Annotated in this window: 20 protein-coding genes; 8 read left to right on the plus strand and 12 right to left on the minus strand. The window is 59.7% G+C overall.

What is annotated here, in order from left to right:
• Window positions 1-158: 158 nt before the first annotated feature.
• Window positions 159-998 (plus strand): oxidoreductase, encoded by an 840-nt coding sequence (locus BM062_RS06775; RefSeq protein ID WP_092394987.1) that lies wholly within the window; start codon window positions 159-161, stop codon window positions 996-998.
• Between the two features lie 83 nt (window positions 999-1081).
• On the opposite strand, the gene BM062_RS06780 is transcribed toward BM062_RS06775, so the two are convergent.
• The gene (locus BM062_RS06780; RefSeq protein WP_092394990.1) at window positions 1082-1390 is read right to left on the minus strand and encodes a panthothenate synthetase; all 309 of its coding nucleotides are present in this window, start codon (window positions 1388-1390) and stop codon (window positions 1082-1084) included.
• Between the two features lie 268 nt (window positions 1391-1658).
• Window positions 1659-2111 (minus strand): MarR family winged helix-turn-helix transcriptional regulator, encoded by a 453-nt coding sequence (locus tag BM062_RS06785; RefSeq protein ID WP_217647567.1) that lies wholly within the window; start codon window positions 2109-2111, stop codon window positions 1659-1661.
• A gap of 65 nt (window positions 2112-2176) precedes the next feature.
• On the opposite strand from BM062_RS06785, the gene BM062_RS06790 reads away from it, so the two are divergent.
• Window positions 2177-3328: an FAD-dependent oxidoreductase gene (locus BM062_RS06790; protein ID WP_175500910.1), complete on the plus strand. Its 1152-nt coding sequence runs from the start codon at window positions 2177-2179 to the stop codon at window positions 3326-3328.
• Here the strand turns inward: BM062_RS06790 and BM062_RS06795 are convergent.
• Window positions 3319-4530: a hypothetical protein gene (locus BM062_RS06795; protein WP_092395112.1), complete on the minus strand. Its 1212-nt coding sequence runs from the start codon at window positions 4528-4530 to the stop codon at window positions 3319-3321. The genes BM062_RS06790 and BM062_RS06795 overlap by 10 nt on opposite strands.
• A gap of 160 nt (window positions 4531-4690) precedes the next feature.
• On the opposite strand from BM062_RS06795, the gene BM062_RS06800 reads away from it, so the two are divergent.
• From BM062_RS06800 to BM062_RS06810, 3 genes are all read left to right on the plus strand, one after another.
• Window positions 4691-6400: a tannase/feruloyl esterase family alpha/beta hydrolase gene (locus BM062_RS06800; RefSeq protein ID WP_092394997.1), complete on the plus strand. Its 1710-nt coding sequence runs from the start codon at window positions 4691-4693 to the stop codon at window positions 6398-6400.
• 199 nt (window positions 6401-6599) lie between these two features.
• On the plus strand, window positions 6600-7463 hold the full coding sequence (locus BM062_RS06805; RefSeq protein ID WP_254784963.1) for an alpha/beta hydrolase: 864 nt from the start codon (window positions 6600-6602) through the stop codon (window positions 7461-7463).
• Between the two features lie 263 nt (window positions 7464-7726).
• Window positions 7727-8002, plus strand: coding sequence for a hypothetical protein (locus BM062_RS06810; protein ID WP_092395003.1), 276 nt, complete (start codon window positions 7727-7729; stop codon window positions 8000-8002).
• Window positions 8003-8165: 163 nt separating this feature from the next.
• Here BM062_RS06810 and BM062_RS06815 read toward each other — a convergent pair whose 3' ends face one another.
• Window positions 8166-9383: an ABC transporter substrate-binding protein gene (locus BM062_RS06815; RefSeq protein ID WP_254784965.1), complete on the minus strand. Its 1218-nt coding sequence runs from the start codon at window positions 9381-9383 to the stop codon at window positions 8166-8168.
• A 594-nt stretch (window positions 9384-9977) separates the two neighbouring features.
• On the opposite strand from BM062_RS06815, the gene BM062_RS06820 reads away from it, so the two are divergent.
• Window positions 9978-10469: an Hcp family type VI secretion system effector gene (locus tag BM062_RS06820; RefSeq protein WP_014004678.1), complete on the plus strand. Its 492-nt coding sequence runs from the start codon at window positions 9978-9980 to the stop codon at window positions 10467-10469.
• 63 nt (window positions 10470-10532) lie between these two features.
• Here BM062_RS06820 and BM062_RS06825 read toward each other — a convergent pair whose 3' ends face one another.
• Window positions 10533-11027 carry an anthrone oxygenase family protein gene (locus BM062_RS06825; RefSeq protein WP_092395009.1) on the minus strand — a complete coding sequence of 165 codons (495 nt, stop codon included), beginning with the start codon at window positions 11025-11027 and terminating at the stop codon, window positions 10533-10535.
• 423 nt (window positions 11028-11450) lie between these two features.
• Here BM062_RS06825 and BM062_RS06830 point away from each other — a divergent pair, with 423 nt between their 5' ends.
• Window positions 11451-12719, plus strand: a complete 1269-nt coding sequence (locus BM062_RS06830) for a dicarboxylate/amino acid:cation symporter (protein ID WP_041741188.1) — start codon at window positions 11451-11453, stop codon at window positions 12717-12719.
• 220 nt (window positions 12720-12939) lie between these two features.
• Here the strand turns inward: BM062_RS06830 and BM062_RS06835 are convergent, their stop codons facing one another.
• The 5 genes from BM062_RS06835 to BM062_RS06855 all read right to left on the minus strand — a co-directional run bounded on the left by BM062_RS06835 (window position 12940) and on the right by BM062_RS06855 (window position 23338).
• On the minus strand, window positions 12940-15873 hold the full coding sequence (locus tag BM062_RS06835; RefSeq protein WP_092395012.1) for a GH92 family glycosyl hydrolase: 2934 nt from the start codon (window positions 15871-15873) through the stop codon (window positions 12940-12942).
• Between the two features lie 138 nt (window positions 15874-16011).
• Window positions 16012-18555: a GH92 family glycosyl hydrolase gene (locus tag BM062_RS06840; RefSeq protein ID WP_092395014.1), complete on the minus strand. Its 2544-nt coding sequence runs from the start codon at window positions 18553-18555 to the stop codon at window positions 16012-16014.
• Window positions 18556-18846: 291 nt separating this feature from the next.
• Window positions 18847-20067: an AGE family epimerase/isomerase gene (locus BM062_RS06845; protein ID WP_092395017.1), complete on the minus strand. Its 1221-nt coding sequence runs from the start codon at window positions 20065-20067 to the stop codon at window positions 18847-18849.
• A 12-nt stretch (window positions 20068-20079) separates the two neighbouring features.
• Window positions 20080-21060, minus strand: a complete 981-nt coding sequence (locus BM062_RS06850) for a LacI family DNA-binding transcriptional regulator (protein ID WP_092395020.1) — start codon at window positions 21058-21060, stop codon at window positions 20080-20082.
• Window positions 21061-21448: 388 nt separating this feature from the next.
• Window positions 21449-23338, minus strand: coding sequence for a S9 family peptidase (locus BM062_RS06855; RefSeq protein ID WP_371326555.1), 1890 nt, complete (start codon window positions 23336-23338; stop codon window positions 21449-21451).
• 224 nt (window positions 23339-23562) lie between these two features.
• Here BM062_RS06855 and BM062_RS06860 point away from each other — a divergent pair, with 224 nt between their 5' ends.
• Window positions 23563-24366 carry a MetQ/NlpA family ABC transporter substrate-binding protein gene (locus tag BM062_RS06860; RefSeq protein ID WP_175500911.1) on the plus strand — a complete coding sequence of 268 codons (804 nt, stop codon included), beginning with the start codon at window positions 23563-23565 and terminating at the stop codon, window positions 24364-24366.
• Between the two features lie 22 nt (window positions 24367-24388).
• On the opposite strand, the gene trpC is transcribed toward BM062_RS06860, so the two are convergent.
• Both trpC and trpD read right to left on the minus strand, forming a co-directional pair.
• The gene (gene trpC / locus BM062_RS06865; RefSeq protein ID WP_092395026.1) at window positions 24389-25192 is read right to left on the minus strand and encodes an indole-3-glycerol phosphate synthase TrpC; all 804 of its coding nucleotides are present in this window, start codon (window positions 25190-25192) and stop codon (window positions 24389-24391) included.
• 27 nt (window positions 25193-25219) lie between these two features.
• Entirely contained in the window at window positions 25220-26257 is a 1038-nt protein-coding gene (gene trpD, locus BM062_RS06870; protein ID WP_092395029.1) for an anthranilate phosphoribosyltransferase, read from the minus strand.

Genomic DNA, 26257 nt, shown 5'->3' on the forward strand with positions numbered 1-26257 from the left:
AGCGCCCGGGCTAATAGGTTTAGGCAAGAACCGCATGTAAACCGGCATTTAGATATTTTGCGTTCGCTCATAAGATTACGTCAAGCCTGAGTGACTTGGCTGATTGATTGATTCGCGCCGTCAGCGTGTTCGCAAATAAACCGTAAAGGATTAAATCCATGGGAAAACCAGCTGAAATGAAGTTTCTGATTACTGGTGTCAGTTCAGGGTTCGGCCGGGCATTTGCCTTGGCAGCACTGGCCGCTGGCCATACCGTAATGGGAACAGTCAGAAATGAATCGGCAAAAAAAGATTTCGAGGATTTGGCTATCGGTCGCGCGATTGCGGTCGTGCTCGATGTGACCGATTTTTCTGCAATCGACGCCAAAGTCGCAGAAATGACGGAAAAAATCGGGCCGATCGACGTCCTGGTCAACAACGCCGGTTACGGACATGAAGGAACGCTCGAAGAGTCGCCATTGGAAGAAATGCGCCGTCAGTTCGACGTCAACGTGTTTGGCGCGGTTGCCATGATCAAAGCCGTGTTGCCGTCCATGCGAGAGCGCCGGAGCGGTCACATCATCAACATCACGTCGATGGGGGGCTTCATTACCATGCCGGGCATCGCCTACTATTGCGGCAGCAAGTTTGCGCTGGAAGGCATCTCGGAAACATTGGCAAAAGAAGTCGCAGGCTTCGGCGTGAAAGTAACCGCGGTCGCACCAGGCTCCTTCCGCACCGATTGGGCGGGCCGTTCAATGGTTCGTTCGCCGCGCCATATCCAGGATTACGATGCCTTGTTTGACCCTATTCGTGGCGCGCGGCAAGAAAAAAGCGGCAATCAGCTTGGCGATCCGGCCAAGGCTGCGGAAATATTGCTGAAGATTGCCAACGCGCCTGACGCACCGATGCATTTATTGCTCGGCAGCGATGCGGTGGCATTGGTGAAAAATAAAATTGCAGCCATGTCAGATGAAATGAAGTCGTGGGAAAGCGTTTCGGCGTCGACGGATCACTGAGATCAGAATTTAAAAGGCCCTCAGAAATGAGGGGTTTTTTTTGCTCCGCGATTTGCCATCCAGCATCAGAATTTCCTCTGAACCTACATCGACCATTTCCTGCCCAGCTCCTCAAGCCCGGCTCTTTTCAAGTCCTCCGGCGTCATGATCACTTTTAATTCCACATTGGCGTTAAAGGTCAGGAACCATGGTTCTGCAAGCATGGGAATTTTCGCCGGGTCGTCGATGTCGACGATCAAGAGGGCCGATCGTTGTCCACCCTGTTCGGTGAAGTAAGCCGCTTCCGGTTTTATTTCCTCCAGGATCTCGCCCATTTTACTGCTGACAGAGCCGTCCCTTACGGCCGCGTTGAACTCGGTGTTAGGAAGTTTGACATTCAAAAGCATCCGCATGATTGCCTCCTTAGAGATTTTAATTATTTGACTGCCGAAGTTTTTGATTACCGTCCTCGAAGGTCAATTTCCATTGTAGGTTTTCTCGTCGATTTAGCCAGCCGTCATTTCGAACGGATCTGGATGCTTCCAGAGGCTGCCCGATCTGGGGCGAGGCTAACGGAATGATTGCTTGTGCTCCGGAAAATACGCGGTGCCCCTGACGAGTGTTGAGATGCGGCAATAGTCGTCGGGATATGGAGAATGTAAAACAGTTTCGGACTTCGTCTCAACTCTCTGCCTCGCCAACCGCACGATCAAGATTGGCATTCACCCGCAGCAGCAGCGCCATCAACTGATCCCGCTCCTCTTTGGTAAAACCCGCCAGGGCTTGCCGGCTGGCTGCGTCCATGACGGCTTTCCCCTTCGGCATGCGCTCAGAGGCGCCGGCAGTCAGCGAAACCAGCTGGCTGCGTTTGTCCTCAGGATTGGGAGCCCGCTGCACCAGCCCGTCGCGTTCCATGCGATTCAGCAGTTGCGCCATGCTGGGCTGTTCTACCTGCGCCAGGCGCGCCAACTCGGCCTGCGAAAGGGCGCCGCTTTTCTTGAGCGCTACCAGCACCGGCAGCTGCCCCATGGCGAACCCCAGCGCGCGCAGCGGGCTGTCGACCAGCCGCATGGAAGTGCGGTAGGCCTGGCCGATAAGTCTCATGGGGTTGTTCGACAGATCAGTTTTCGTCATGTTGACATTAAATAGGTAGCTATGTTTATATATAGGTGCCTATCATAACTGATTCAATCCATCCTGTGAATATACAATTACGCATCGCCATGGTCGGCGCAGGCCCGGGTGGCCTGACCCTTGCCCGTATCCTCCATCTGCACGGCATCGCCGCGACGGTGTTCGAGCAGGAATCCCATCCGCTGGAACGTCCGCAGGGCGGCACGCTGGACCTGCATGAGGAATCTGGCTTGCAGGCGCTCAGGCAGGCAGGTCTCATCGAAGAGTTCCAGGCCATTGCGCGCTACGAAGACCAAGGCTCGCGCTTGCTGGACAAGGCCGGTAACCTGCTGTTCGAAGACCCGGACACGGCCGGCGGCAACCGTCCCGAAGTGGACCGCACGGAGTTGCGCGCCATGCTGCTGCAGGCTTTACCCGCCGCGTGTGTGCGCTGGGGTTGCGCCATGCGCGAGGTGCAGGCGCGGGACGACGGGCGTTGGGACCTGGTTTTCGAGCACGGCAGCGAGGGGCCGTTCGACCTGGTGGTCGGCGCCGATGGCGCGTGGTCACGGATACGGCCGCTGCTGTCGCCATACCGGCCGCAATACAGCGGCCTTACCTTCATCGAATGCGGCATCGACGACGTCGACCGCAGCCATCCCGCGCTATCGCAGCTGGTGGGGCGCGGCAAGATGGGCGTTGAAGCCGACGGCAAGGAAATCATCGCGCAGCGCAACGGCAATGCGCACATCCGCGCTTATGCCATCTTCCGCGTGCCGGCAGACTGGGCGGCGCGGCGGTTTGACCTTGCTGCGCCCGCTTCCATGCGTGCAGAGTTGATCAAGGAATTCGACGGCTTCGCTCCCGAGATCCTCGACCTGTTCCGGGCCAGCAACGACAACTTCGCCATCCGCCTGATCTGCGCGCTGCCGGTGGGGCATTGCTGGCAGAACCGGCGCGGCCTCACGCTGCTTGGCGATGCGGCGCATGTCATGTCGCCTTTTGGCGGCGACGGGGTAAACAACGCCATGTTCGATGCCGCCGAACTGGCGCGCTTGCTGATCGAGCGCGCCGACTGGGCGGAGGCCGTGGCTGAATATGAAGCGCTGATGTTCGCGCGTGTTGCCGAGTCCGCTGAAGGCGCGGCGGAAGGGGCTGCAACCCAGCTGTCGCATGTCGGCCAGGCGCTGACGTTGGAAATGTACCGGAGCCACGCCGGCGGCCAGGGTCAGAAATAGGCTTTTGCGCCCGGCTTGAGGATCGGCTGCAATGCGCGTATCGGCATGACAAGCTGAGGCCCCAGGCATACACCCATGGCGTGGCCGATGCCGGAAACGACAAAGGAAATCTTGTCCGGCTCGTCAAATTCAAAATCCAGGTTTTGCGGCAGCACGTCGGTGCAATCGACATCTGGATCCACTTTGTCGCGGCTCTTCTTTGACTCCACTTTCTTGCTGATGAAGTCTGCAAGAACAGGAGCAATATCGGACCCGTCCTTATTGCTTATCCGGACTGGAAACAGGCGGTTGAAATCCAGGTAACCGCCGTGGATCAGGTCAAATGTGAGCGGATCGTAATGGTTGTTCGGATGCGCTCCCCCGCAAAAGGTGCTTCCCGCTTCGACGATGCTCATCAGTTTTTCTGACAGGTAGCGAACTTTGATTGTCTCCGAGTCATAGTCTCCCAGGGTCCCGGAAGCAGGCCCGTCCATGGTGTAGAGCGTTGCCTTGCATTCCAGCGCCGCCAGGCTCATCTGCCAATGGCGCTGCTCAAGGATCTGGTTGATGCTCGCCAGTATCTCTGGATTGGGATGGCGGGTCAGCCGCGGATAGGCGAACTTGGTTCTCGGATCCGTCACCATTCTGTAGCCGACGTTTTTGCGGATGATTTCGGGCCCAGGCTGCAGCGGGAATTGCATCTTCAGGTAATCGTAGGGAGCATTCTTGAGCGAGATCGCCGTGCCATACGCAATGTCGCTGCCGATGCCAGGCGTGATGGCGGCAGTAACGGCTTCCACGCCGGCCGGCCTGACGGCGTGGGGATCATAGCGGCCGACCTGGTGCAATTCAAACGCCAGGGTCTTCTTTGTTTTGGCGTCGCTCCAGCTGCCTTGGTATGTATCGCCATCGATTTTTCCGTGCCAAATGCTGCGCGGTTTTTTCGTGGCGGGATCGATGTATATCGGCAGGCCACGGTTATCGTCGCCTGCCAGGAGCTCGCCGTGTTCATATCTGGGCAGTGCTTCATTGAGTGATGCGAGGGAGCCATGCAGGGGAATGTCGACGCCATGGCGCAGGTAGAAATAGCGGCCGTCATAGCCGTCGGATTTCTTTTCAAGCTCCAGCACGACTTCGGCATTTGCCCCCAGCGTCCCTTTGAAAACGATGCGTTCGCCGGCCAGCGCTGTACCGGCGGCGGCACAGGACAATGTGCTAAACATGATCAGATGTTGAAAGAAGGTTTTCATTATCGGGCCGGTTAATTAGTGGAGCGGAAAAAGCGCATTTCAGAATCGTGTCGAAAATTCTATCTTTAAATGTTACTGTTTCCTCGTTATTGCAAAAATAATCTGCAGCCAAAACACATGAAAGGAAACATTCATGATGGATCAAGGAAAATTCCTGAGGACATCCAATGTCCTTGGTTCTGCTTTGTTGGGGATGATGCTGCTGTCCAGCGGATGCGGCGGTGGCGAGCTGCAGTTCGGCACCCCGGTCAGCTGCAGCCAGTTGAACGGCATGGCCATATCGGCGCAGGCCATCGGCTTGCCGACCAGCGGCGCCGTCGTGACCGATGCGCACACTGTGCCGCCTGCCGGCAGCGGCGTGGCGGCGACAGGCGAGTACTGCCAGGTGAAGGGCGAGATCAATCCAGTCGACCCTGCTGCGCCGAAAATCAAATTCCAGCTCGATTTGCCGACCGCCTGGAACCGCAAGGCGCTGATGTTCGGCGGCGGCGGGTATAACGGCACTGTGCCCGATGTCAGCGGCAACGTTCCCGCCGGCCCGCAAGACAAGGCCAAGCCGCTGGCGCGCGGCTACGCCACCTTTGCCAGCGATTCCGGGCACCAGGCCAACCAGATGGGCAGCCGCGACGGCACCTTCGGGCAGAACGACGAGGCATTGCGGAATTTTGCCGGCGATGCGCTCAAGAAAACACGCGATGCGGCACTCTACCTGATCAGGCAGTATTACGCCGGCGCGCCGCAAAAATCCTACTTCGCCGGCGGTTCGACCGGCGGCCGCGAAGCATTGGCAGTGGCGCAGCGCTGGCCGCAAGACTGGGATGGCGTGATTGCGCTGTACCCGGCCTGGGCGGCGGCCAGCCTGGACCTGCAGTTCGGCCGCATCACGCGCGCGTTTGCCATGCCGGGCGCCTACCTGAATCCGGCAAAACGCAAGACGCTATACGACGCGGCGATAGCCAGCTGCGATGCGCTGGACGGCGTCAAGGATGGCTTGATCAGCAATATCCAGGCATGCAACAGCCTCTTCGATCCCGCCAGTACGATGCTGAATGGCCTGCCGCTGCGTTGTGCCGGCGGCGCGGATAGCGGCGACAGCTGCCTGTCCGATGCGCAGATCGCTGCGTTGAAAACCTACAGCACGGCGATCTCGTTCAGTCAGCCTCTCGGCAGCGGAGAAACCCAGTATCCCGGCTTCAATGTGTGGGGCGCCGATCTCGGCCTGCCCGGCGATTCGGCGGCGCAGAAAACGGTAAGGCTGCTGGCCATGGGCGATAGCCAGCCGGCGCAGCCGATGCCGTCCGATGCGCCATACTGGGCGACGTTCTGGGATCAGTGGGTAAAGTATTTCATCACGCGCAATCCGGCATTTGATTCCTTGTCGCTCGATCCCCAGAATGCGGGGCCATGGCAGGCGCGCATCGATCAGCTCACGCTCATGCAGGACATCAACAAGACGGATTTGTCGGCATTCCAGGCCAAGGGTGGAAAAATCCTGATGGCGCATGGCATGTCGGATGCGCTGGTCAGCACCCGTTCCAGCGAAGATTATTTCCGGCGCCTGCAATCGGCCATGGGCAGCGCCGCGGTGGACAGCTTTGTCCGCTACTACGAAATCCCCGGTTACGGCCATTCGTTGTCGACCGTCTTCAATGCCGCATGGGATTCGCTGACGGCGCTGGAAAACTGGGTGGAGCAGGGCAGCGCGCCGGTATCGCAGGTGGTCGCGGATACGGCCGGCATCCCGGGCCGCAGCCGGCCCCTGTGCGAGTTTCCCGCGTGGCCCAGGTACAACGGCGCGGGCGATGTCAACCTGGCGGCGAGTTTCAGTTGCGCTACACAGTAGGGGCCCGGCTGGGTGAGTCATCAGGCGCATTGGCTCTGCCCGGGAAAGAGCCATTTTAGCCACACAAATCGGGTGATTTCCAGCCGTGGCATGCGTGACAATGAAATTATAGAGACGACAACAAATCCGAGGAATACAATAAGGCCAAGGGGAGGATGCGGCCAGCATGGGATAAGGCCCCGTGTGGCTGCATTGGCTTATGAGAACCATCAAGTACAAGAAAATGACCGGGATGGGCGGCATCGTCGCCCTCGGATGGCTGATTTTTACCACCGCGGTCGCGGTCAGCCAGCGCAAGCTGATTTTCAAGCCGGTGCGCACCAAGGAAGTCGAACATCCCCATAGCATCGGACACCGCTCCCGCCTGGTCGTACTGCGCTGCGCCGACGGCACCCGGCTCTCGGGATGGCTGTTGACGCCGCGCGTACCCGGCCCCCATCCGGCGGTAGTGTATTTCGGCGGCCGCTCGGAGGAAGTTTCCTGGGTGGCGCGCGATGCCTGGCGCATGTTCCCGAACATGACAGTGCTTGCCGTCAACTACCGCGGCTACGGCGATTCGGAGGGTGTCCCGGGCGAGCCGAAAATGATAGAAGACGCGCAGATGCTGTTCGACTGGTTTGCCGAGCATCGCCATATCAACGCCGGACAAATCGCCGTGGTCGGGCGCAGCCTCGGTTCGGGCGTGGCGGTGCAGATAGCCGTCAGCCGGCCGGTCGCGGCGATCGTGCTGATTACTCCCTATGACTCGCTGCTGGCCCTGGCCAAGCGCCGTTTCCCGGCCGTGCCGGGGTTCGTTCTCAAGCATCGTTTCGATTCAATCAAGCATGCGCCTTTGCTGTCCGCGCCGACGTTCATCATCCGTGCCGCATCTGACGACGTGGTGCCGTCTTCCCATACCGACCTGCTGGTTGCCAAACTGGCCAAAGCGCCGCAGGACGAAACCATTCCCGGTTCCGACCACCACAACATTCCCTATCTTGACGCTACCCAGGAGCGGATTGCCAGCTTCCTTACCGCCAAATTCAGCGGGGCCGCGGCAAGCCAGGGTGCCGGCGAACTGTAAGCGGTGCCTGTTTTCCCCTTCATTTCCGCCGCTCTTGTCGATGGGCCGGAGCGCCGCCCGTACCTGACACTTTCACCAGTATTTTTTCTTTGCGCATCGGACTAGCATGGGTTTCTCTTCGGCATGGCGGCATCGATCTTGCCAAGCCTGGAGATGACCTGGTGCCGTCAATCCAGGCCTGCGTTGTAATTTTTGCAGCCTGTGACTGGACGGTCGCAACAGTGACGGGCATCCGACCATGCGGCCATCGCAAGGGGAATATCATGACGACAGATCTGGCCGGTGGTTGGAGTCATTTTGACTATGAAATAACCGCCGCTGCACGGGCAGTATTCAAGGAAGCGCTGGAAGGCTTTACCGGCGTGGCTTACACGCCATCCGCGTTTGCCACGCAAGTGGTAGCGGGCACCAATTACTGCTTCCTGTGCACCGGCACAGTTGTAGTCCCGGGCTCGCCGCAGTTCCCAGCCTTGTTGTATATCTTCAAGCCGCTTTCCGGCAAAGCCCACATCAGCGAAATTACAAGAATCAAGCCCTGAAGGCGCATCGGCCTTAGAGATCAGGGAGGGACATGCAAAACCCCGGCAAGCGCAAGCTGCCGGGGTTTTGTTTTTGCATATCGCAGGGCGCGCTGATTGGTGTTCTTCTACGGCGCACTTCCCGGAATTGGTAACGCTAACGGCCTGGCGTTGACTCTCCCGCTTATTCAGTCTTTTTGGTACGCGCGATCGATCCGCTGCTTGCATCTTCCCGGTAGGCATAAGCCACCTTGCCATTGCGGATTTCCCCCATGACGATCATGTTGAGGGCAATCGCTTCATGGTCAGTCGCCGAGAACGGCTTGAAGTAGCGCGAGACGATGGTCGATGTGGTGTGCACCTGCAGGTTTTCGAGGGCGTCCTTGACCTTGGCGCCGTCCACCGTGTTGGCCTGGAATATCGCCAGCGTGATCAGGCGCAGCGCGTCGTAGGTCTGGGCGGCGGCCACGGCGGACGGAATGCGGTTGGTCTTGTTGACGTTGCGATAGGTCAGCGAGAACTGGTTGCTGACCGAGCTCAATTCGTTTTCGATGAAAGTCACAGAACTGCGTACGCCTTCCGCGCTCTGGCCGGCCTTGTCGATGAAGGTTTGCTGCGACATGCCCCACGGTCCGACTATCGGCAGCCGCAGTTTCAGCTTGTCCGCGCTCTTCACCACCATCGCACCCTCTGGGGCGAGGCAGTACATCACGATGGCCTGGGCGCCATTGTCGCGGGCGTGCTGCAGCTGCGCCGTCATGTCCTGGTCGCCGACCTTGAATCCCTCCACCAGCACCGGCTTGATCTTGCGCCGGTCCAGCTCCGCCAGCATGCTTTGCTTGCCGAACTGACCGTAGGGGCTTTCGTCGTGCAGCACGGCGATCTTGTCGATCTTGCGGCGGTCGATGACGTCGTTGAGAATCACGATAGGCTGCAGCGCGTCGCTGGCGGAAGTGCGGAAGATGTAGCTGACCGGGTAGGCCGGCGGCATGAAGGACTTGGTGATGGTGGCGCCGGTAGCGCCGGTGACGATCAGCGGGATCTTGGCTTCCTGGAACAGTTTCGCCGCCGGCAGGGCGACGCCGGTATTGCCGAAGCCGACCACGGCCACCACGCCATCCTTCTCGATCATTTCCTTGGCCATGGCCGCACCGACTTCCGGCTTGGCGCGGTCGTCGCGCTCGACCAGTTCGATCTTGCGGCCAAGCACGCCGCCGACCTGGTTGATGTCAGCCAGGAACACCCTGGCGCCGCCTATCATGCTCTGCCCCATGTCTTCCGAGGGGCCGGTGATCGGGCCGATGACGCCGATCTTGATGGGCGGCAGTTCGGCTTGTGCGCTTGCGCTGAATCCTGATGCTGCCAGACAAAAAATGAAACCGTACGTGCTGCGTTTTTGCATCGCCATCTCCTAGATTTAATTGCCGTTATTAGTTTCTTTTTGGAAATATACAGCAGAGCGATGAAAAACAAGGGGTTTTCAAACCTTCCAATCGAAATATAAGGTTGTCGTTTTAAACTGACCGGGTCCTGTTCTCAACAAAGGGCCAGCCGGATATCAGGCTGATGGCGCGTCGCGCCGGCGCGGCCGTATCGAGCAGGATGTTGCTAATTTAAAATTAAATAAATTTCCAATGCATTTCTCCTTGGAAATTTTAAGAAATCAGAGCGACTCCCGGAAAAAGCCTGTCGGCAAGTGTGGCAAAATTCCCAAAAAGTCAGATTTATTTCTGCGTAGAAATAATTGTTATTCTGACTGGTGATACAATTGTTTGCAATCTTGCATGCTTATATGGTTGTAAGATTGCTGCACGGAATGCGTTCAACAGGTTTTCTCATGCCGCCGTTCGTAGCGCGAGGACGTCTCAGGGCCCGTCGCGCTGTGTCGTTTCTCTATCGACATACTTCCAGTTTCACGAACTTTCAGTTTCAATCCGCTTGCTTGCGGAACAACCAGCGTTATCCAAGTTTTACTTAATTCATAAGGGGTATCACCATGGCAATAGACGTTTATCTGCAAATCGACGGCATCAAGGGCGAGTCCACGGACAGCGCGCACAAAGACTGGATCGAATGCAAATCGGTACAGTGGGAAGTGCTGCAGCCGAAGTCGGCGACTGCATCCACCGGCGGCGGCCATACAGCCGAGCGTTGCGAGCACAAGGACATCGTGCTGACCAAGATCGCCGACCTGGCGACACCGCTGCTGCTGCAAAACTGCTCGTCGGGCAAGACCATTCCAAAGGCCAAGTTCGAATTCCTGCGCGCTGACGGCAAGGGCGACCGCATCAAGTACTTCGAAATCGAGCTGGTCAACCTGCTGATTTCGGATGTCACGCCATCGGTCCAGGAAGGCGATGTGCTGAGCGAGACTGTCAGCCTGAAATACTCCCAGGTCAAATGGAAGTACACACAGCAAAAAATCGGCGGCGGTTCGGGCGGCAACACTTCCGGCGGCTGGGATCTGTCGACCAACAAGGTCGTCTGATTTTCATGCACCGATAAAAAAAACCGCAGCATGCTGCGGTTTTTTTTCGTTTACACCGGCAGGTCATGCATGCCGCCAGGCCGCGATGATGAACAGTGCAGCGGCAGCCAGGCAGCATATGGTCCGGACATGGTTCCAGCAGGTCCAGGTGCTGAGATAATTCTGCCAGACCTGGGACGACTCGGGCCTGACCGGATCTACGACGGCCAAGGCGTTATTGAGCGGCACGTTGAATCCCATCGTGACCAGGAATCCGCCGATCAGGTAGAACAGGCTGCCCGCCAGGAACCAGCCGGCATACGGCTGCTGCCAGCGCAGAACGGCAAACACGATCAGGACCGCGCAAAGCAGGGCAGTGCCAAGGAACAGGAGCAGGAACAGCGGGTTAAGCACAGTGATATTGACGGACTGCATTGCCGCAATTCCACTGGCAGGCGAGATGCGCGACAGGGCGTTCATCACAAAATTGGAAAACGCGAAGAACAGCCCGCCCAGCAGTCCGCACGCGAGCGCGGCATATAGCGAGATGGGGAACAACAGGTTTTCAATGAAAGTCATGTGAAGTGCTCCGTTGAGATAAAACCGTTGATAGTCACCCGCGCACGTGCAGGCGCCAGGCCGCACTCCATCACTCTAGATACGATATGTCAATAAATACAGGGCGGCTCTCGAGTACCGGCCGCTGCCGCGCCGGCATTGGCGCCAGGTCTCTTTTTGTTGATCAGAGGCCGTTTTCTCATGTACCATGCTGGTCCGTTTGCGCTTTGGCGCAAGCTTGCCATCAGGGGCGAGGCCCTGCCGCCGGCACCAGGTTTTCTAAAGCCTTCAGCAATGAGGGCTTTTTTATTTTTCCAGCAGAACGTTGATATTTTCGCAAAATCTGTTCATTGCGTTAATGCCGATCTCTCTCCGCGACGCCAGTGCGGGTCGACAGTTTTTGTATTTTTTGTATTTTTGTATGTCTAACGGCCGGATACGTAAATGAAAAAAATTAAAGCAACGACTTGGATCATGGTCGGCATGGTCCTCGGGATCGTGGTCGGCTATATTTGCCACAACCTGGCGCCGGACGAAGCGGCGGCAAAGGAAATCGCCGGCTACTTCTCCATCATCACCGATGTATTCCTGCGCCTGATCAAGATGATCATCGCGCCGCTGGTGTTCGGCACTTTGGTGTCGGGTATTGCCGGCATGAAGGACAGCAGCTCGGTGGGCCGCATCGGCGTGCGCGCCTTGGGCTGGTTCGTGATCGCCTCCTTGCTGTCGCTGGCGCTGGGCATGCTGTTTGTCAACGTGCTGCAGGTCGGCCATGCGCTCAACCTGCCGCTGCCCGCGGTAGGAGCCGACACCAAGCTCAATACCAGCGGCTTCAACCTGAAAGATTTTGTTTCGCACGTGTTCCCGAGCAGCTTCGTCGACGCCATGGCGAAGAATGAAATCCTGCAGATCCTGGTGTTCTCGCTGTTTTTCGGGTTTGGCCTGGCTTCGGTCAAGGGCGAGGCCGGCAAGGCCGTGACCAACGCCGTCGACGGGCTGGTGCACGTCATGCTGAAAGTGACCGATTACGTGATGCGCTTTGCGCCGCTCGGCGTGTTCGCCGCCATCGCCGCCGTCATCACGGTGCAGGGTTTCGGCGTGCTGACAACCTACGCCAAGTTCCTCGGCGGTTTCTATGCCGGGCTGGCGACCTTGTGGGCATTGCTGATCGCGATCGGCTACATCTTCCTGCGCGGTTCGATCTTCACCTTGCTGCGTTTGCTGAAAGAGCCGATCATGCTGGCGTTTTCCACTGCCAGCAGCGAGGCGGCTTATCCGAAGACCATGGAGCAGCTGGAAAATTTCGGCGTGAACAACAAGATCACCGGTTTCGTGCTGCCGCTTGGTTACTCCTTCAACCTTGACGGCTCGATGATGTACCAGGCGTTCGCCGCCCTGTTCGTGGCGCAGGCTTACAACATTGAAATGTCGTTCGCCCAGCAGCTGACCATGCTGCTGGTGCTGATGGTGAGCAGCAAGGGCATGGCCGGCGTGCCGCGCGGTTCACTGGTGGTGGTGGCCGCCATCCTGCCGATGTTCCATCTGCCGGAAGCCGGCATCCTGCTGATCATCGGCATCGACCAGTTCCTCGACATGGGCCGCACCGCGACCAACGTGGTCGGTAACGGCATCGCCACCTCGGTCATTGCGAAGTGGGAAGGCGAGCTGGACGAAGACGCCGGCCGCCGGGCGCTGGAAAATAGCCGGGCCTGACCGGCAAGACGTGAAACGAAGCATTTGAGAAACAGCGCCCGCGAGGCGCTGTTTCTCATTCTGGAGTATCCCAATTTAACAGCGGTTGATTGATTACTTCACACCGGCACATCATGTATATCGCCAGGCAATTCGACGAACCGAGCCTCGAGGTCTGGCACGAACCGAGCCGTGCGCGTCCGCCGGTGCGCCTCGGCCCTGGCAGGCCGCGGCGCTTTTTTTACTTCAAGGTCATTGCAAACACATGCATCAAGGCGCCGTTGTCGGTCTGGTACGGCAAGGTGATGCTCTTGACCGTGCGCTTCTTGTCGAGCTGCGCATCCCAGTAGAAGACATAGGCTTTGGTGGTGTCGGCATTGCCGTTCTGGTCGACCCGGTGGGCGCTGGTCAGGGCGATCTTGTTGTAGCTGCCGACCTTGCCGGAACCTCCGCCCAGGGTCCAGTCGTCAAAACGCAAATCGAAGCTGGCCTGGGTGTTGTCGGCATAGGTAACGACCAGCTTGCCGGTAGGCGCGGCCGAGGCATTGGTCGCACTGCCGAGCAGGGCCAGCGTATCTGCCGCCTGCGGTTTGGCGAACGTGATCACCTGGCCCTGGGTGACCATGTTATCCAGGCCTGACTTGCCGTCCGGCCAGGTGAACGAGACGCCGTTGAAACTGAAGCTGGCGCCAGGCGTTGCGCCTGCGGTCGCCAGCGCTTGCGAGGAGTAGCTCCAGCCGCCCATGTCGTAGGTATAACCCTCCAGGCCGCGCACCGTCTGCTGGCCATCGCTGCCTATGCCGCGGTTGTTCAGCGCATCGGCCAGGGTGCTGAAGCCGTCGAGGCCGAACGATGGCATCTTGGCCGACGAATCCTTGCCCCATTGCGACTGGCTCGCTGCCAGGGAGAAGTCCAGCGTTGCGCTGTCCTTCAGGTCCTTCAGCCACAGCCACGGCATGTCGAGCGCCTGGCCGTTCAGCGCCAGGCTCTGGATGTACGGCGAGTTGGCGGCGGCGCCGCTGGCGTTGATCACTAGCTTCTTGGCGCCGTCGGCCCAGCGGATCACCACCTTGTCGAACATCGGGCTGCCGATGGTCAGGCCGCTTACCGCCTGGATTTCCGGATACAGGCCGAGCGCCGCCCACACATACCAGGACGAGACCGCGCCCAGGTCGTCGTTGCCGGGCAAGCCGCCCGGATCGTCGGAGAACACGGTGTTGGCGACATCGCGCACCACTTTCTGGGTGCGCCATGGGGCGCCGGTCCAGTTGTACAGCCACGGCGTGGCGAAGCTCGGCTCATTGCCCATGTAGAAATTGGGTTTGTTCATGCCGGCGTTGAGATCCTGGAAGAAGGCGTCCAGCCGCTTGATGGCGGCGTCGTTGCCGCCGACCAGGCCGAACAGTCCGCGCGCATCGTAGGCTGACATCCAGGTGTATTGCTCGGCGTTGCCTTCCACCATGTCGGCATTGGGCTGCGGATTGAGCATCCAGGAACCATTGCGGTAACGCGGCAGCAATTGCTTCTGGGCCGGGTTGAACTGGTTCTTCCAGTTGGCGGAGCGGCTCAGGAACAGCTGGTAATTCATGTTGTCGCCGAGGGCCTTGGCCAGCTGCGAAGTAGCGAAGTCGGCGGTGCCGAATTCGAACGTCAGCGAGCCGGCCCACCAGCCGTTGTCCATGCCGGCGTAACCGTGCACCAGGTAGTCGTTCATCCTGTCGGTGCTGTCCCTGACATGGTCGCCGGTACATTGCACGTCGGCCTTGTTGCCGACCAGGGTCATGTAGTCCAGCGCTTTCCTGGCGTCGAAGCTGGTGGCGCCGAAGGCATAACCGCCCATGATGGTCGGCACCCCCGAATCGCCCGGCATGATGCCGGCGTCGACATTGATCGGCGCCCAGCGCGGGATGGCGCCGCACTGGTCGGCGTCGTTCACCAGCGATTGCATCATGTCGCTGGTTTCCTTGGGAAACAGCATGCTGGTCAAGGGAATCAGGCTGCGGTACACATCCCAGTTGGAATAGTTGACGTACTGGGTGCGGCCGGCCGCGACCTGGTGCACCTTCTGGTCGAAGCCGATGTAGTCGCCGGTGACGTCGCTGCTGGTGTTGGGCGACAGCAGCGAGTGGTAAAGCGCGGTGTAGAACTTGCGCTTTTCGGTATCGCTGCCGCCGCTCACCTGGATCGTATTGAGGCGGGTGTTCCAGGCGTCGGCGGCGGTATCGCGCACGGCGTTGAAATCCCAGTTCGGATTTTCCTGTTCCAGGTTCTTGTGCGCATTGTCGCTGCTGACATACGACAGGCCGATCTTCATCAGCACTGCCGGGCTGGTGCTGGCGTCGAAGCTGACGTTGGCCTTGCCGTTGCTGATGGCGGCGCTGATGTTGCGGTCGAACTTGGCGTAGAAATACAGCGTGTAAGTGCGGGCGCCGCAAAACTTTCCGCCGACGGTGGAGCCGGACAGCGCGTCCTTGCCTTCAGTCTTGATCACGCCGGTGGTGGCGGCGATGGTGTTGGTGCGGGTGGCGTCGAACACCAGGTAGGGCGTCTTGTTGGCGCTGGCTATGGCCGATTTTGCAGGGAAGGTAAAGCGGCCGAAGCCGGTCCTGGTAGTAGCGGTCAGTTCAGTGTTGATGCCGTCGTTGAGGGTCACCTGGTAATAGCCGGGACGCGCCGTTTCATTTTTGTGATCGAAGTTTTCCTTGGCGTTGACGCCGACCGCGCCGGTGTCGAAGGTCGGCATGACCGGCAGTTCGCCTTCATTGCCGTCGCAGCCGGAGCCGCTCATTTGCGTCAGTGGAAAACCGGTGATGGTTTTTTCCTTGTAGATGTAGCCGACCGGATGGTCCTGGCCGCCGTTGCTGGGTGTCATCGGCGTCCATTGCACCATGCCGAAGGGTGTCGTGGCGCCGGGGAAGGTGCCGCCTCGGGCGCCGGCCGGCACCGGGTCGGTGGCTGGTTTCGATGAATCGGCGGTGCCGACGAATGGATTCACATACCGGGTCAGGTTTTTTTTGCCGGCGGCGTCGCTGCCTGGCTGCGGCGCTCCCGCAAGGGCAGCGGCTGCTTGCTTGCCGCTGGCGTCTACCGGCGATGAATCGGAGCCGCCGCCGCAGCCAAACAGCAGGCCAGCGGCAAGACCGATGGTAACGTTTTTCTTCAAGTGCAGATTCATTGTTCCTCCAATGGTTTTTTTGAAAGTCCAAGTTTCTGGATAGTGCTGGCATGTTTGAACAAAGGCGCAGGCGCCCGCGCCAGCAGCGGGCGAACGCCGGCGGACCGCCTGGGAGCGGTCCGCGCTGTTCAATGTGGATCAGGGAGTCTGCGAGAAATTGCCGCCGGCGCCGGATGGCGGCGTACTGGCCTGGCCCCATGCGGTGGGGGTGTCGGCGGTGCTGAAATCCAGCGTGCCGCCGGACTGCACCTGGTTCAGCGGCAGCCAGGTGCTGTTCCAGTCCTTGCCGTTCACCTTGAGGCTTTTGACAAAAGCGGCATTCTTGTCGCGCTTGATGAGCAGCCGTTTGCCGTCGGCCAGCTGGATGGTGATGCTGCCGAACTGCGGCGTCGCCATGGTCAGCCCGGGTACGCCGGGAATCATCGGATACAGCCCCAGCGAAGCCCACACATACCAGCCCGAGGTGGCGCCAACATCGTCATTGCCCGGCAAGCCTTGCGGTTTGCTGGAGAAGGTGGCGGCCATGATCTGCGGCAGCACGAACTGCGTGCGCGATGGCGTGCCGCTCCAGTTATAGGCCCACGGCGCGGCAAAGCCGGGTTCATTGCCCATGTAGAAGTCGTTCGAGTTTTCACCGCCGTTCAGCCGGCTCGGATCGAGCGCCAGCCCGGCCGGCGATTTTTTTGCCGCAGCTGATGTGGTGCTGACGGAAAACAGGGTGTCGAGCCGCGCCACGGCAGCAGCGTTGCCGCCCAAGGCGGCGACGATCTTGCCCAGGTCGTGCGGGATGGCCCACAGGTATTGGGCCGCCGTGCCCTCATGGTAGCCGTCATCCTGCGAAGGCGAAGCCCAGTTGCCGGCAAGGTCCTTGACCGCCATCACCTTGGTATCCGGCTTGAACAGGTTTTTCCAGTTCTCGCCGCGCAGCAGCAGCGTGCCGGCGATCTTCTTGTCGTCGGCGCTGACGGTGGCCGGATCGAGGTTGCTGATGAAGCGGCCGATGGCGAAATCGCGGCTGGCGCCTTCGATGGTGATGGAGCCGGTATGGATGCCGCTGGCGTCGCTGCCTTCAGCGACGTAACCGAGTTTCAGGTAATCCGGCATGTTGCCTTGCGCGCTGCCAGCCACGTTCCGGCCGAAGGCTGGGTTGCCGTTGCAGGCCGGCCATTGCGGCGAGTCGGCGGTGGGGGCGAAGGCCGAGCGTTTCAGGTAGCCCAGGGCGGCGGCGCTGTCGAAGCGGGTCGCGCCGAAAGCCTGCAGGCTGGCCAGCAGCATCGGCGCATGGTCGCCTTCCATCGGCACATCGTCGACATTGGCGTCGGCCCAGTGCGGGAATGCGCCGCATTGCGCCGTGTCGTTCACCAGCGATTGCGCCATGTCGGCAGCCTGGTCGCGGAACAGCCAGGCATGCATCGCACCCAGCGAGCGGTAGGTGTCCCAGATCGAGAAGGTGGTGTAGTGGTTGCGGCGCACCAGCTTGCCGTCCTTGTCCTTGTAAGTGTCGGTCTGGTGGCGCTGCTTGTCCATGCCGATGTAGCTGCCGTCGACATCGCTGAACAGGGTGGGGCCGGACATGACGTGATAAAACGCCGTATAGAATTGCTGGAGGGCGTCGGCGCTGGCGCCGGCGGCATCGACCTGGATCGTATTGAGCCGGGTGTTCCATTCGGCGCCGGCTTTTTTCGCGGTGGCGTCGAAATCAAAGCCGGGATTTTCCTTTTTCAGGTTGAGGCGGGCATTGGCCGGGCTGACATACGACAGGCCGATCTTGACCACGGTGCTGCTGGCGGCCGATTGCGACAGGTCGAAATTCAGGATCAGCGTGCCGTTGTTGTTGATGAAGCGCGGCGCCTTGGCGTAAGCCGATCCGGCCTGCAGGTAGAAATAGGCATCGTAGCCACCGCCGCAGTTGAACTTGTTGCTGGTCTTGCCGTAGAAGCTGTTGGGGTCGGCCGGATCCTGCCAGATCTGGGCGTTGATGCCGGTCATGGAGTTGGTCTGGGTGGCGTCGATCACCAGGATCGCCTTGCTCTTGTCGGGGTAGGTGAAGCGCGCCATGCCGCTGCGGGCAGTGGCAGTCAGCTCGGTCACGATGCCGTCGTCGGCCTGCACTTTGTAATAACCGGGCACGGCTTGTTCGTTCTTGTGGTCGAAGGTGCTGCTGCTTTGGCGCATGACCAGGTTGCTGTTGCTGGTGAGCTGGGTGGTCAGCATGGTCGGCATGATCGGCAGGGTGCCGCCGCTGCGGCAGCCGGGGCCGCTGATGCGCGTCATGCTGAAATAATTGATCATCTTGCTGTCGTAGTTATAACCCGACCCGCTGGAATAGTATTGATGATCGATATCGGTATCCGGTCCGAACGACACCATGCCGAATGGCAGGGTGGCTGCCGGGCTGGTGTTGCCGGGGTGGGTGCCGCCCGGCTGCTGCTGGGTGCCGAGGAAAGGCTTGATGTATTGCGTCAGCGCCAGCTCCGGCAGCGGCTTGATCTGGTTGGCGTCGACCGTTACGGGTGTGGTTGCCGCCGGGCCGGCCGGGCCGCTCGCGCCTGTTGCACCGGGCTGGCCGGGAGCGCCTGCCGCACCGGTTGCGCCAGCCACGCCGGCAGTTCCTGCCGCGCCGCCGCTGCCCGGCAAGCCGCTTGAGCCGTCGCTGCAGCCGAACAGCATTGCGGCTGCCATGCCAATTGCAAGATTCCTGCATGATTGCTTGTTCATTGTTCCTCCTTATAATCGCCGCCCGGTTCGGACCGGGCAATCGGATACACCTGCCTGCTACAAATGCGGTTGCCGGTAAAGCCGGTATTGCCAGAATCCGGGCGTGAGGCGGCCCGGCGCGGCGCCTGGATAGCGCCGCGTACTAAGAGATGTTCAAGAGAAAAATGCGGTCGACGGGATCGACGGATTCAAGGTCAGCGGTAGTTCGGTTTCCTCCGGGGACGCGGCGTTTGCGCCGCGTGTGCTGCTACAGGTTCATGGTTCGGACAAGGCGCCCAGCACTTCGTAACAAGCGCCCATGGTGTGATAGTCGGTCTTGCCGGCGGGGCTCTTGTCGTCGCCGTACTTGCGGTTGTCGCGCGTCAGGATGCGGTACCACGCTCCGTACTGGTGATCGACGAAGTGTTGCCAGCTGTACTGCCAGATATGTTCGTACCAGTCCCAGAAACGGTTCTTGCCGGTGCGTTTGGCGAGCAGGGCGGCAGCGGCGAAGCTTTCTGCCTGGACCCAGAAATACTTGTCCTGGTCGCAGATCACGCCGTCCGGCGCGAAGCCGTAGTAGATGCCGCCGCAATCGATGTCCCAGGCGGCGTCGAGGCCGGCGTCGAACAGTTCGATGGCGCGCGGCAGCAGCCAGTCTTGCGGCCGGTGCCGTTCCAGGATCAGCAGCAGCTTGGCCCATTCGGTGTGATGGCCGGGCTGGAAGCCCCACGGGCGGAAAATGTTGCTGCTGTCTTCCTTGTTGTAGTTCCAGTCCGGGGTCCAGTCCTGGTGGTAGTGTTCCCAGATCAGGTCGTTGCTGAGCGCAGCCTGGCGCAAGGTGATGTTGCGCGCCACGGTTTCCGCGCGATCCAGGAATTTCGCATCGCCGCTGGCTTCGTAGGCTGCCAGCAGCGCCTCGGTCATGTGCATGTTGGCGTTCTGGCCGCGATAGCTTTGCAGCTGCCAGTCGGCGCTGGCCTCGTCGGCATACAGGCCGGCGCCGGCTTCCCAAAAATGCTGTTCGAGCAAATCGTAGGTCTGGTGCAGGTCTTCCTTGGCGCTTGCGACGCCGGCCATCAAGGCATGTGCGTAAGCCAGCATGACGAACGCCAGGCCGTAGCAGTGGCGGGTCGGATCCAGCACCTGCTTGCGGCCGTCTTTCCATGAAAGTGTCCAGTCGTAGCCCTTGTGCAGCGGATCCCAGTGCACTTCGCGCAGGAACGCCAGCCCGTGCTTCAGCGCATCCAGGTAAGCGGCATCGCCGAACCGGCGATAGGCCATGGCGTAGTTGAAGATGAAGCGGGTGCTGCTGACCAGGTGCCGGGTTTCGCTGTCGTAGATGCTGCCGTCGTCCTTGAAGAAATGATAGAAGCCGCCAGAGGGATCGAGCGCCGCCGGATGATAGAAACGCATGGTGTCGCGGATGTGCTGCAACAGGAAAGCGGGATTGCGGAATTCGGCTTTAGGCATTGCGGTCGGTTCAAGCATGTTCATGGCGGTAGCGGATCAGTTGCCCAGCGTGCTGGCGCGCTGGATCAGCTCCACCGGCAGCATCACTTCAGGTTGTACGAGCGTGTCTTCCAGCAGCAGCTTGATGCCCAGTTTGCCCAGGGCTTCCTTGTCCACGGCCAGCGTGGTCAGCGGCGGGGTGGCGCTGGTGGCGGCGTCGATATTATCGAAGCCGACAATCGCGATATCTTCGGGAATCCGCAGGCCGCGCGCCTGGCATACGCTCATGACGGCCAGCGCGGTGGCGTCGTTGTAGCAGAACACGGCGTCAGGCGGAGAATCGGATTGCAGCAGGCTTTGCATTGCCGCGGCGGCATGCAGGTGGAGTTCCGGGCCGGGCAGCAAGGTGACTTCCAGGCGCGGATCGAACAGGCGGCCGGCCTCGAACAGCGCCTGGCGGTAACCCAGCGCGCGCTGCGCAATACTGTAGTGCGACAGCGGGCCGCTGATGAAGGCCAGCCGTTTGCGGCCAAGCGCGATCAAGTGGCGGGTAGCGGCCAGGGCGCCGCCCAGGTTGTCTGAATTGATGGAGCGGAAACCGGGCGCCCACAAATCGATCAGCACCACAGGCTTGCCAGTCTGGGTAAGCAGTTCCAGCACCTCCGGCTCCATGAAGCCGGCCACCGCCAGCGCGTCGGGTTCGTGCAGGCGGATCTGTTCCATCACGTTGTCGGCCGGGCCGATCGATAATACGGTGGGCACGATGCTGCGTTCGCGGCATGCGGTTTCCACGCCGTGCAGCACATGCGAAAAAAAAGGGCTGGCGACAAAATTGTTGTGCTGGCGATGCAGCAGGAAAGTCAGGCGCCGGATTTTCCCCTGGCGCAGGTTGGATTCGTTATAGCCCAGCTGGCTGGCGATCTTTTGTACATGGATGCGCGTCTGTTCGGTCAGGCCGGGCTGTTTTTTCAAGGCGCGCGATACGGTGCCTATGGATACGTTCGCTGCGGATGCGATATCCCGAATCGTTGGTCTCATGATCTCTTCCTGCAAGCCGTGGCATGCATTGTCCTGGGCGGACGCCGCGGTCTGCGGCGGCGGTTGTTGCTGCCCAGAATTGTTTTAGTTGAGTTGTAATGTATAGTAAAAAACTTAAATTTACAATTGTTCAGAAAAATAAATCCACATAACACATTGTTATATAAGGATTTATTGATTGTAAAATGAATTTATTTGTTTATTAAACATACTAAAAATTTGTTTCTTAAACAGTTCGTAATGGGGATTTGTGGAGAAACAGTATCGAAAGCCGGGCGGAACGATATCTTTACCGCGCGCAGGGTTTGCCAGGTCTCATTCGCTGGCGCCGGAAATAAAAATGGCGGACCACCGTTTCGGCCGTCCGCCATGCTCCGGCAAGCGGTTTTTATTGCGGCGTCAAATGCTTGGACAGGAATCCTTCCATCGCCGTATAAAAATCAAAGCGGTTTTCTTCATTGTGGAAGCCGTGGCCCTCGTTGTCCTTCACCATGTATTCGACCGGCACGCCGCGCTTGCGCAGGTTTTCGACGATCTGGTCTGACTCGGCCTTGTTGACGCGCGGATCGTTGGCGCCCTGCGCTACGAACAGCGGCGTCTTGATGCGGTCGGTATGCAGGGCCGGCGAGACCGCCGTCAGCAGCTCCTTGTCCTTGACCGGATCGCCGACCATCTCGTACATCTGGTCGAGGAAGGGTTTCCAGTACGGCGGGATGGTCTTCATGAAGGTGAACATGTTGGAGACGCCGACATAGTCGACTGCCGCCGCGTACAGGTCAGGCGTGAAGGCGACCCCGGCCAGCGTCGCATAACCGCCGTAGGAGCCGCCGTAGATCGCCACTCGCTTCGGATCGGCGATGCCTTGCTTGACCAGCCATTGCACGCTGTCGGTGATGTCGTCCTGCATGGTCTTGCCCCATTGCTTGAACGAAGCTTCCCAGAACTGGCGGCCATAGCCGGTCGAGCCGCGGTAGTTCATCTGCAGCACGGCGTAGCCGCGGTTGGCCAGCAGCTGCACTTCCGGGTTGTAGCCCCAGACATCGCGCACCCACGGGCCGCCGTGCGGATTGACGATCACCGGCAGGTTCTTCGGGTCTTTGCCCAGCGGCAGGGTAAGGTAGCCGTTGATCAGCAGGCCGTCGCGCGCCTTGTATTGCACCGGCTTCATTTCCGCCATGTCCTGTTCGGCGATGGCGGGATTGATCTCGGCCAGCTTGGTCAGCGTGCCGCTCTTGCTGTCGAACAGGTAGCGGCTGCCTTGGGTGCGGTCATTGTAGGCGGCCACGATCCAGGTCGACTCGTCCTTGGTGTGCGACTGCGTGATGACTTCGTAGCCGGGCAGTTTTTCCTGCAGGGTTTTATGCAGGGCTTCGCTTTGCGCATCGAGGAATTTGTACTGGGTTTTCCAGGTGGTGTAGCTGATCTCGGTGAGCACCTTGCGTTTCCTGGAGTAAGCCAGGCTTTCGACGTCGACCTCGGGATTTTCATACAGCAGCTCTTCTTCCTTGGCAGTTTCGGGATCGAGGATCACGATCGCTTTTTTATCGCGGCCGAGGTTGGACGATACATACAGTTTCTTGTTGTCGAAGGTGAAGAACAGCGGGTCGACCGAGTCCTTGAACGAAGTCGTCAGCACGGTCTTGAACGGCGCGCTTTCGGTGGCGCGATACAGCAGGCTGGTGTTGACGCCGTCGGACGTGGTGGCGGCCCTTACCTTGCCGTCGTGGTCGGTGATCCAGCCCTGGATGTTGCCGGGATTCTTGGCCACCAGCTTTTCGGCGCCGTTCTTGACGTTGACGCGGTAGACATCGAACACTTCGGGATCGCGCTTGTTATGGCTGACCAGGATTTCATCCTTGTTGTCTTCCAGGTCGTCGACGATCTGGGCCCTGACCTTGGGGTAGGGCGTCAGGTCTTTCAGGCCCTTGCCGTCGCGGCCCACCGACACCACGTGGAAATTCTCATCGCCGCCGAAGTCCTTGGCGAACAGGATGTGGTCGTCGCCTTTCCAGAAGTAGCCGCTGATGTCGCGTGCTTCCTCGGAGGTGATGCGCAGCGGCGCGGCGTCTGAACCGACGGTCCTGACAAAGATGTTCATGCGGCCCTTCCAGGGTTGCATGAAGCTGATGTATTTGCCGTTGGGAGAAATCTGGAAACCGCTTTGCTCCGGGTTGCGGAAGAAGTCGCGCACCGAATATTGCTTGAGCGGGCTTGCCGCCAGGGCGTCGCCGCCCAGCATCGACAAGCTGAAACATGTTGCGGTGACCACGTGATAGATAGCGCGCATCAAAAACCTCCAAAAATACTTCAAGTTGTCGTCGCGTCGCACCGGGATCGTCCGGCTGACAACTCATTATATGGATAAAATGGAAATGAATCTCAATCAGGCTTTACTTGAGACATATCGACATGCGAAATCGTTCGTTAGCGCTTGCCGGGGCTTGTGTGAATATCGTGTTTTATCGCCAGCATCTTGGCCAACATATTCGTCCCGGAGAAAAAATGCATCGCCTCATCCTCAAGACCTTGCCGGTTTTACTGCTGGCAGCCAGCATCGCCACCGTCCATGCGCAGGAAAAAACCAGGATCAAGGTCGGCGTCTCGGTCGGCAATGCCGAGCAGACTTTTGAAGTGGTGAAGAAAGTGGCGGCGCAAGAGGGCCTGGATATCCAGGTGATTACCTTCAGCGATTACCTGCAGCCGAATGAGGCGCTGGCCGCCGGCGACCTGGACGCCAATGCATTCCAGCACAAGCCTTTCCTCGACAGCCAGATCAAGGCCAGGGGCTACAAGATCGTGCCGGTGGCCTTGACCATCACGGCGCCGCTGGGCATCTATTCAAAGAAATACAAGCATGTCGACCAGCTGCCGCAGGGCGCCAGCATAGGCATCCAGAACGATCCGTCGAACGGCAACCGGGCCTTGCTGCTGCTGCAAAAGGCGGGTTTGATCAAGCTGAAAGCGGGCGTCGGCGAAAACGGCGTCAATGCGACGCCGCTGGACGTGGTCTCGAATCCCAAGAAATTGAAGCTGGTGGAGCTGGACGCCGCGCAATTGCCGCGTTCGCTGGACGACCTGGCGGCGGCTTCGGTCAACAACGATTACGCGGTGAAGGCGGGTTTGTCATTGCAGCGCGATGCGATTGCGGTGGAGGATGCCAAAGGGCCATACGCCAACCTGATCGCCACGCGGGCAGAGGATAAAGATAAGCCGTGGGTGAAGAAACTGGTCAAAGCCTACCAGTCGGCGCAGGTGCGCAGTTTTATCGAAACGGAATTCAAGGGTTCCCTGATTCCGGCATTTTGACCTTGCCGCCTGGCGCCGGGTTTCAGTTATCGAACAGGCGGCCTAGCTCGACACCAGGCTGCGGCGCGCGCATGAACGCCTCTCCCACCAGGAAAGCGTTGACGCCGGCGTCGCGCATGCGTTTGACGTCGTCGCGGGTGTGGATGCCGGATTCGGTGACCACCAGCTTGTCTACCGGTATCTGCGGCAGCAGGTCCAGGGTGTTTTGCAGCGAGGTATCGAAGGTGCGCAGGTTGCGGTTGTTGATGCCGAGCAGGTCGGTTTTCAGTTTCAACGCCGCCTGCAGTTCTTCCGCATTGTGCACTTCCACCAGCACGCTCATGCCCAGCTCATGGGCGACAGCTTCCATTTCCGCCATCAAGCCATGGTCCAGCGCCGCCACGATCAGCAGGATCGCATCGGCGCCCCAGGAACGCGCCTGGTATACCTGATACGCATCAATCATGAAATCCTTGCGCAGGGCTGGCAGCTTGCATGCGGCGCGCGCCTGTTTCAGGTAATCGGGCGAACCCTGGAAAAACTGGATATCGGTGAGCACCGACAGGCACGCCGCGCCATGGGCCGCGTAGTCGACGGCGATGTCGGCCGGATGGAAGTCTGCCCGGATCACGCCTTTGGACGGCGAAGCTTTCTTGACTTCGGCAATCACGCCGGCGTGGCCAGCGGCGATTTTTGCGCGCAGGGCGGCTTCGTAGCCACGCAAGGCGGCGCGCGCTTCTGCGTCCGACTCTACCTCGCGGCGCAGGCTGGCGAAGTCTTGCTGTTTTTTTGCCGCGGCGATTTCATCGGCTTTGACCGCCAGGATTTTATTCAAGATGTCAGACATGGTGCGTTTCCTTTACTGCGCTTGCCCTCAACCGGCGGCAGCGATGGCTTGCGTGGCTTGCACGAATTGATCGAGTTTGGCTTTGGCTGCGCCGGAAGCGATGACGGCGCGCGCTGTCTGCAGCCCGTCCGCAATCGAACTGGCGACGCCGGCGGCATATAACGCAGCGCCGGCATTGATGGCGACGATGTCGCGTGCCGGGCCCGGCTGGTCTTCCAGCGCTTCCAGTACTTTCTGCTTCGATTCCGTCGAGTTCGACACTTTCAGGTTGCGGCTGGCGATCATCTGCATGCCGAAATCTTCCGGATGGATTTCGTATTCGCGGATTTCGCCGTTCACCAGTTCGCCCACCATAGTGCCGGCGCCCAGCGAGACTTCATCCATATTGTCGCGGCCCCACACCACGATGGCATGCTGCGCGCCCAGACGCTGCAGCACGCGCACCTGGATCCCGACCAGGTCGGCGTGGAATACGCCCATCAGGATATTCGGCGCGCCGGCCGGGTTGGTCAGGGGACCAAGGATATTAAAGATGGTGCGCACGCCGAGTTCCTTGCGTACCGGCGCTGCATGCTTCATCGCTGCGTGGTGGTTCGGCGCGAACATGAAACCGATGCCGGTCTGTTCTATCGACTCGGCTACCTGCGCAGGCGTCAGGTTGATAATGGCGCCGAGCGATTCCAGCACATCGGCGCTGCCGGACGATGACGATACGCTGCGGCCGCCATGCTTGGCGACCCGCGCGCCGGCGGCGGCGGCGACAAACATGGATGCGGTCGAGATATTGAAGGTTTGCGCACCATCGCCGCCTGTGCCGACGATATCCACCAGGTTGGCGGTGTCGCGGCAGGGAACTGGCGTGGCGAACTCGCGCATGACCTGCGCCGCCGCGGCGATTTCGCCTATGGTTTCTTTTTTGACGCGCAGGCCCATGGTCAGCGCCGCAATCATGAGCGGCGACATTTCACCCTTCATGATGCGGCGGAACAGCGACAGCATTTCATCGTGAAAGATTTCGCGATGCTCGATGCAGCGCAACAGGGCTTCTTGTTCGGTGATTGGCAT

The sequence above is a fragment of the Collimonas sp. OK412 genome, from assembly GCF_900112135.1.
Taxonomy (GTDB): Bacteria; Pseudomonadota; Gammaproteobacteria; order Burkholderiales; family Burkholderiaceae_D; genus Collimonas; species Collimonas rhizosphaerae.

Bases quoted from the DNA above. Each gene is read 5' to 3' on its own strand.
- BM062_RS06860 (WP_175500911.1), top strand. From the start codon at position 23,563: ATGCATCGCCTCATCCTCAAGACCTTGCCGGTTTTACTGCTGGCAGCC.
- trpC (WP_092395026.1), bottom strand. From the start codon at position 25,192: ATGTCTGACATCTTGAATAAAATCCTGGCGGTCAAAGCCGATGAAATC.
- BM062_RS06840 (WP_092395014.1), bottom strand. From the start codon at position 18,555: ATGGCAGCCGCAATGCTGTTCGGCTGCAGCGACGGCTCAAGCGGCTTG.
- BM062_RS06810 (WP_092395003.1), top strand. From the start codon at position 7,727: ATGACGACAGATCTGGCCGGTGGTTGGAGTCATTTTGACTATGAAATA.
- BM062_RS06800 (WP_092394997.1), top strand. From the start codon at position 4,691: ATGATGGATCAAGGAAAATTCCTGAGGACATCCAATGTCCTTGGTTCT.
- BM062_RS06775 (WP_092394987.1), top strand. From the start codon at position 159: ATGGGAAAACCAGCTGAAATGAAGTTTCTGATTACTGGTGTCAGTTCA.
- BM062_RS06830 (WP_041741188.1), top strand. From the start codon at position 11,451: ATGAAAAAAATTAAAGCAACGACTTGGATCATGGTCGGCATGGTCCTC.
- BM062_RS06825 (WP_092395009.1), bottom strand. From the start codon at position 11,027: ATGACTTTCATTGAAAACCTGTTGTTCCCCATCTCGCTATATGCCGCG.
- BM062_RS06795 (WP_092395112.1), bottom strand. From the start codon at position 4,530: ATGTTTAGCACATTGTCCTGTGCCGCCGCCGGTACAGCGCTGGCCGGC.
- BM062_RS06835 (WP_092395012.1), bottom strand. From the start codon at position 15,873: ATGAATCTGCACTTGAAGAAAAACGTTACCATCGGTCTTGCCGCTGGC.
- trpD (WP_092395029.1), bottom strand. From the start codon at position 26,257: ATGCCAATCACCGAACAAGAAGCCCTGTTGCGCTGCATCGAGCATCGC.
- BM062_RS06785 (WP_217647567.1), bottom strand. From the start codon at position 2,111: ATGACGAAAACTGATCTGTCGAACAACCCCATGAGACTTATCGGCCAG.
- BM062_RS06845 (WP_092395017.1), bottom strand. From the start codon at position 20,067: ATGAACATGCTTGAACCGACCGCAATGCCTAAAGCCGAATTCCGCAAT.
- BM062_RS06850 (WP_092395020.1), bottom strand. From the start codon at position 21,060: ATGAGACCAACGATTCGGGATATCGCATCCGCAGCGAACGTATCCATA.
- BM062_RS06805 (WP_254784963.1), top strand. From the start codon at position 6,600: ATGAGAACCATCAAGTACAAGAAAATGACCGGGATGGGCGGCATCGTC.
- BM062_RS06820 (WP_014004678.1), top strand. From the start codon at position 9,978: ATGGCAATAGACGTTTATCTGCAAATCGACGGCATCAAGGGCGAGTCC.
- BM062_RS06815 (WP_254784965.1), bottom strand. From the start codon at position 9,383: ATGCAAAAACGCAGCACGTACGGTTTCATTTTTTGTCTGGCAGCATCA.
- BM062_RS06780 (WP_092394990.1), bottom strand. From the start codon at position 1,390: ATGCGGATGCTTTTGAATGTCAAACTTCCTAACACCGAGTTCAACGCG.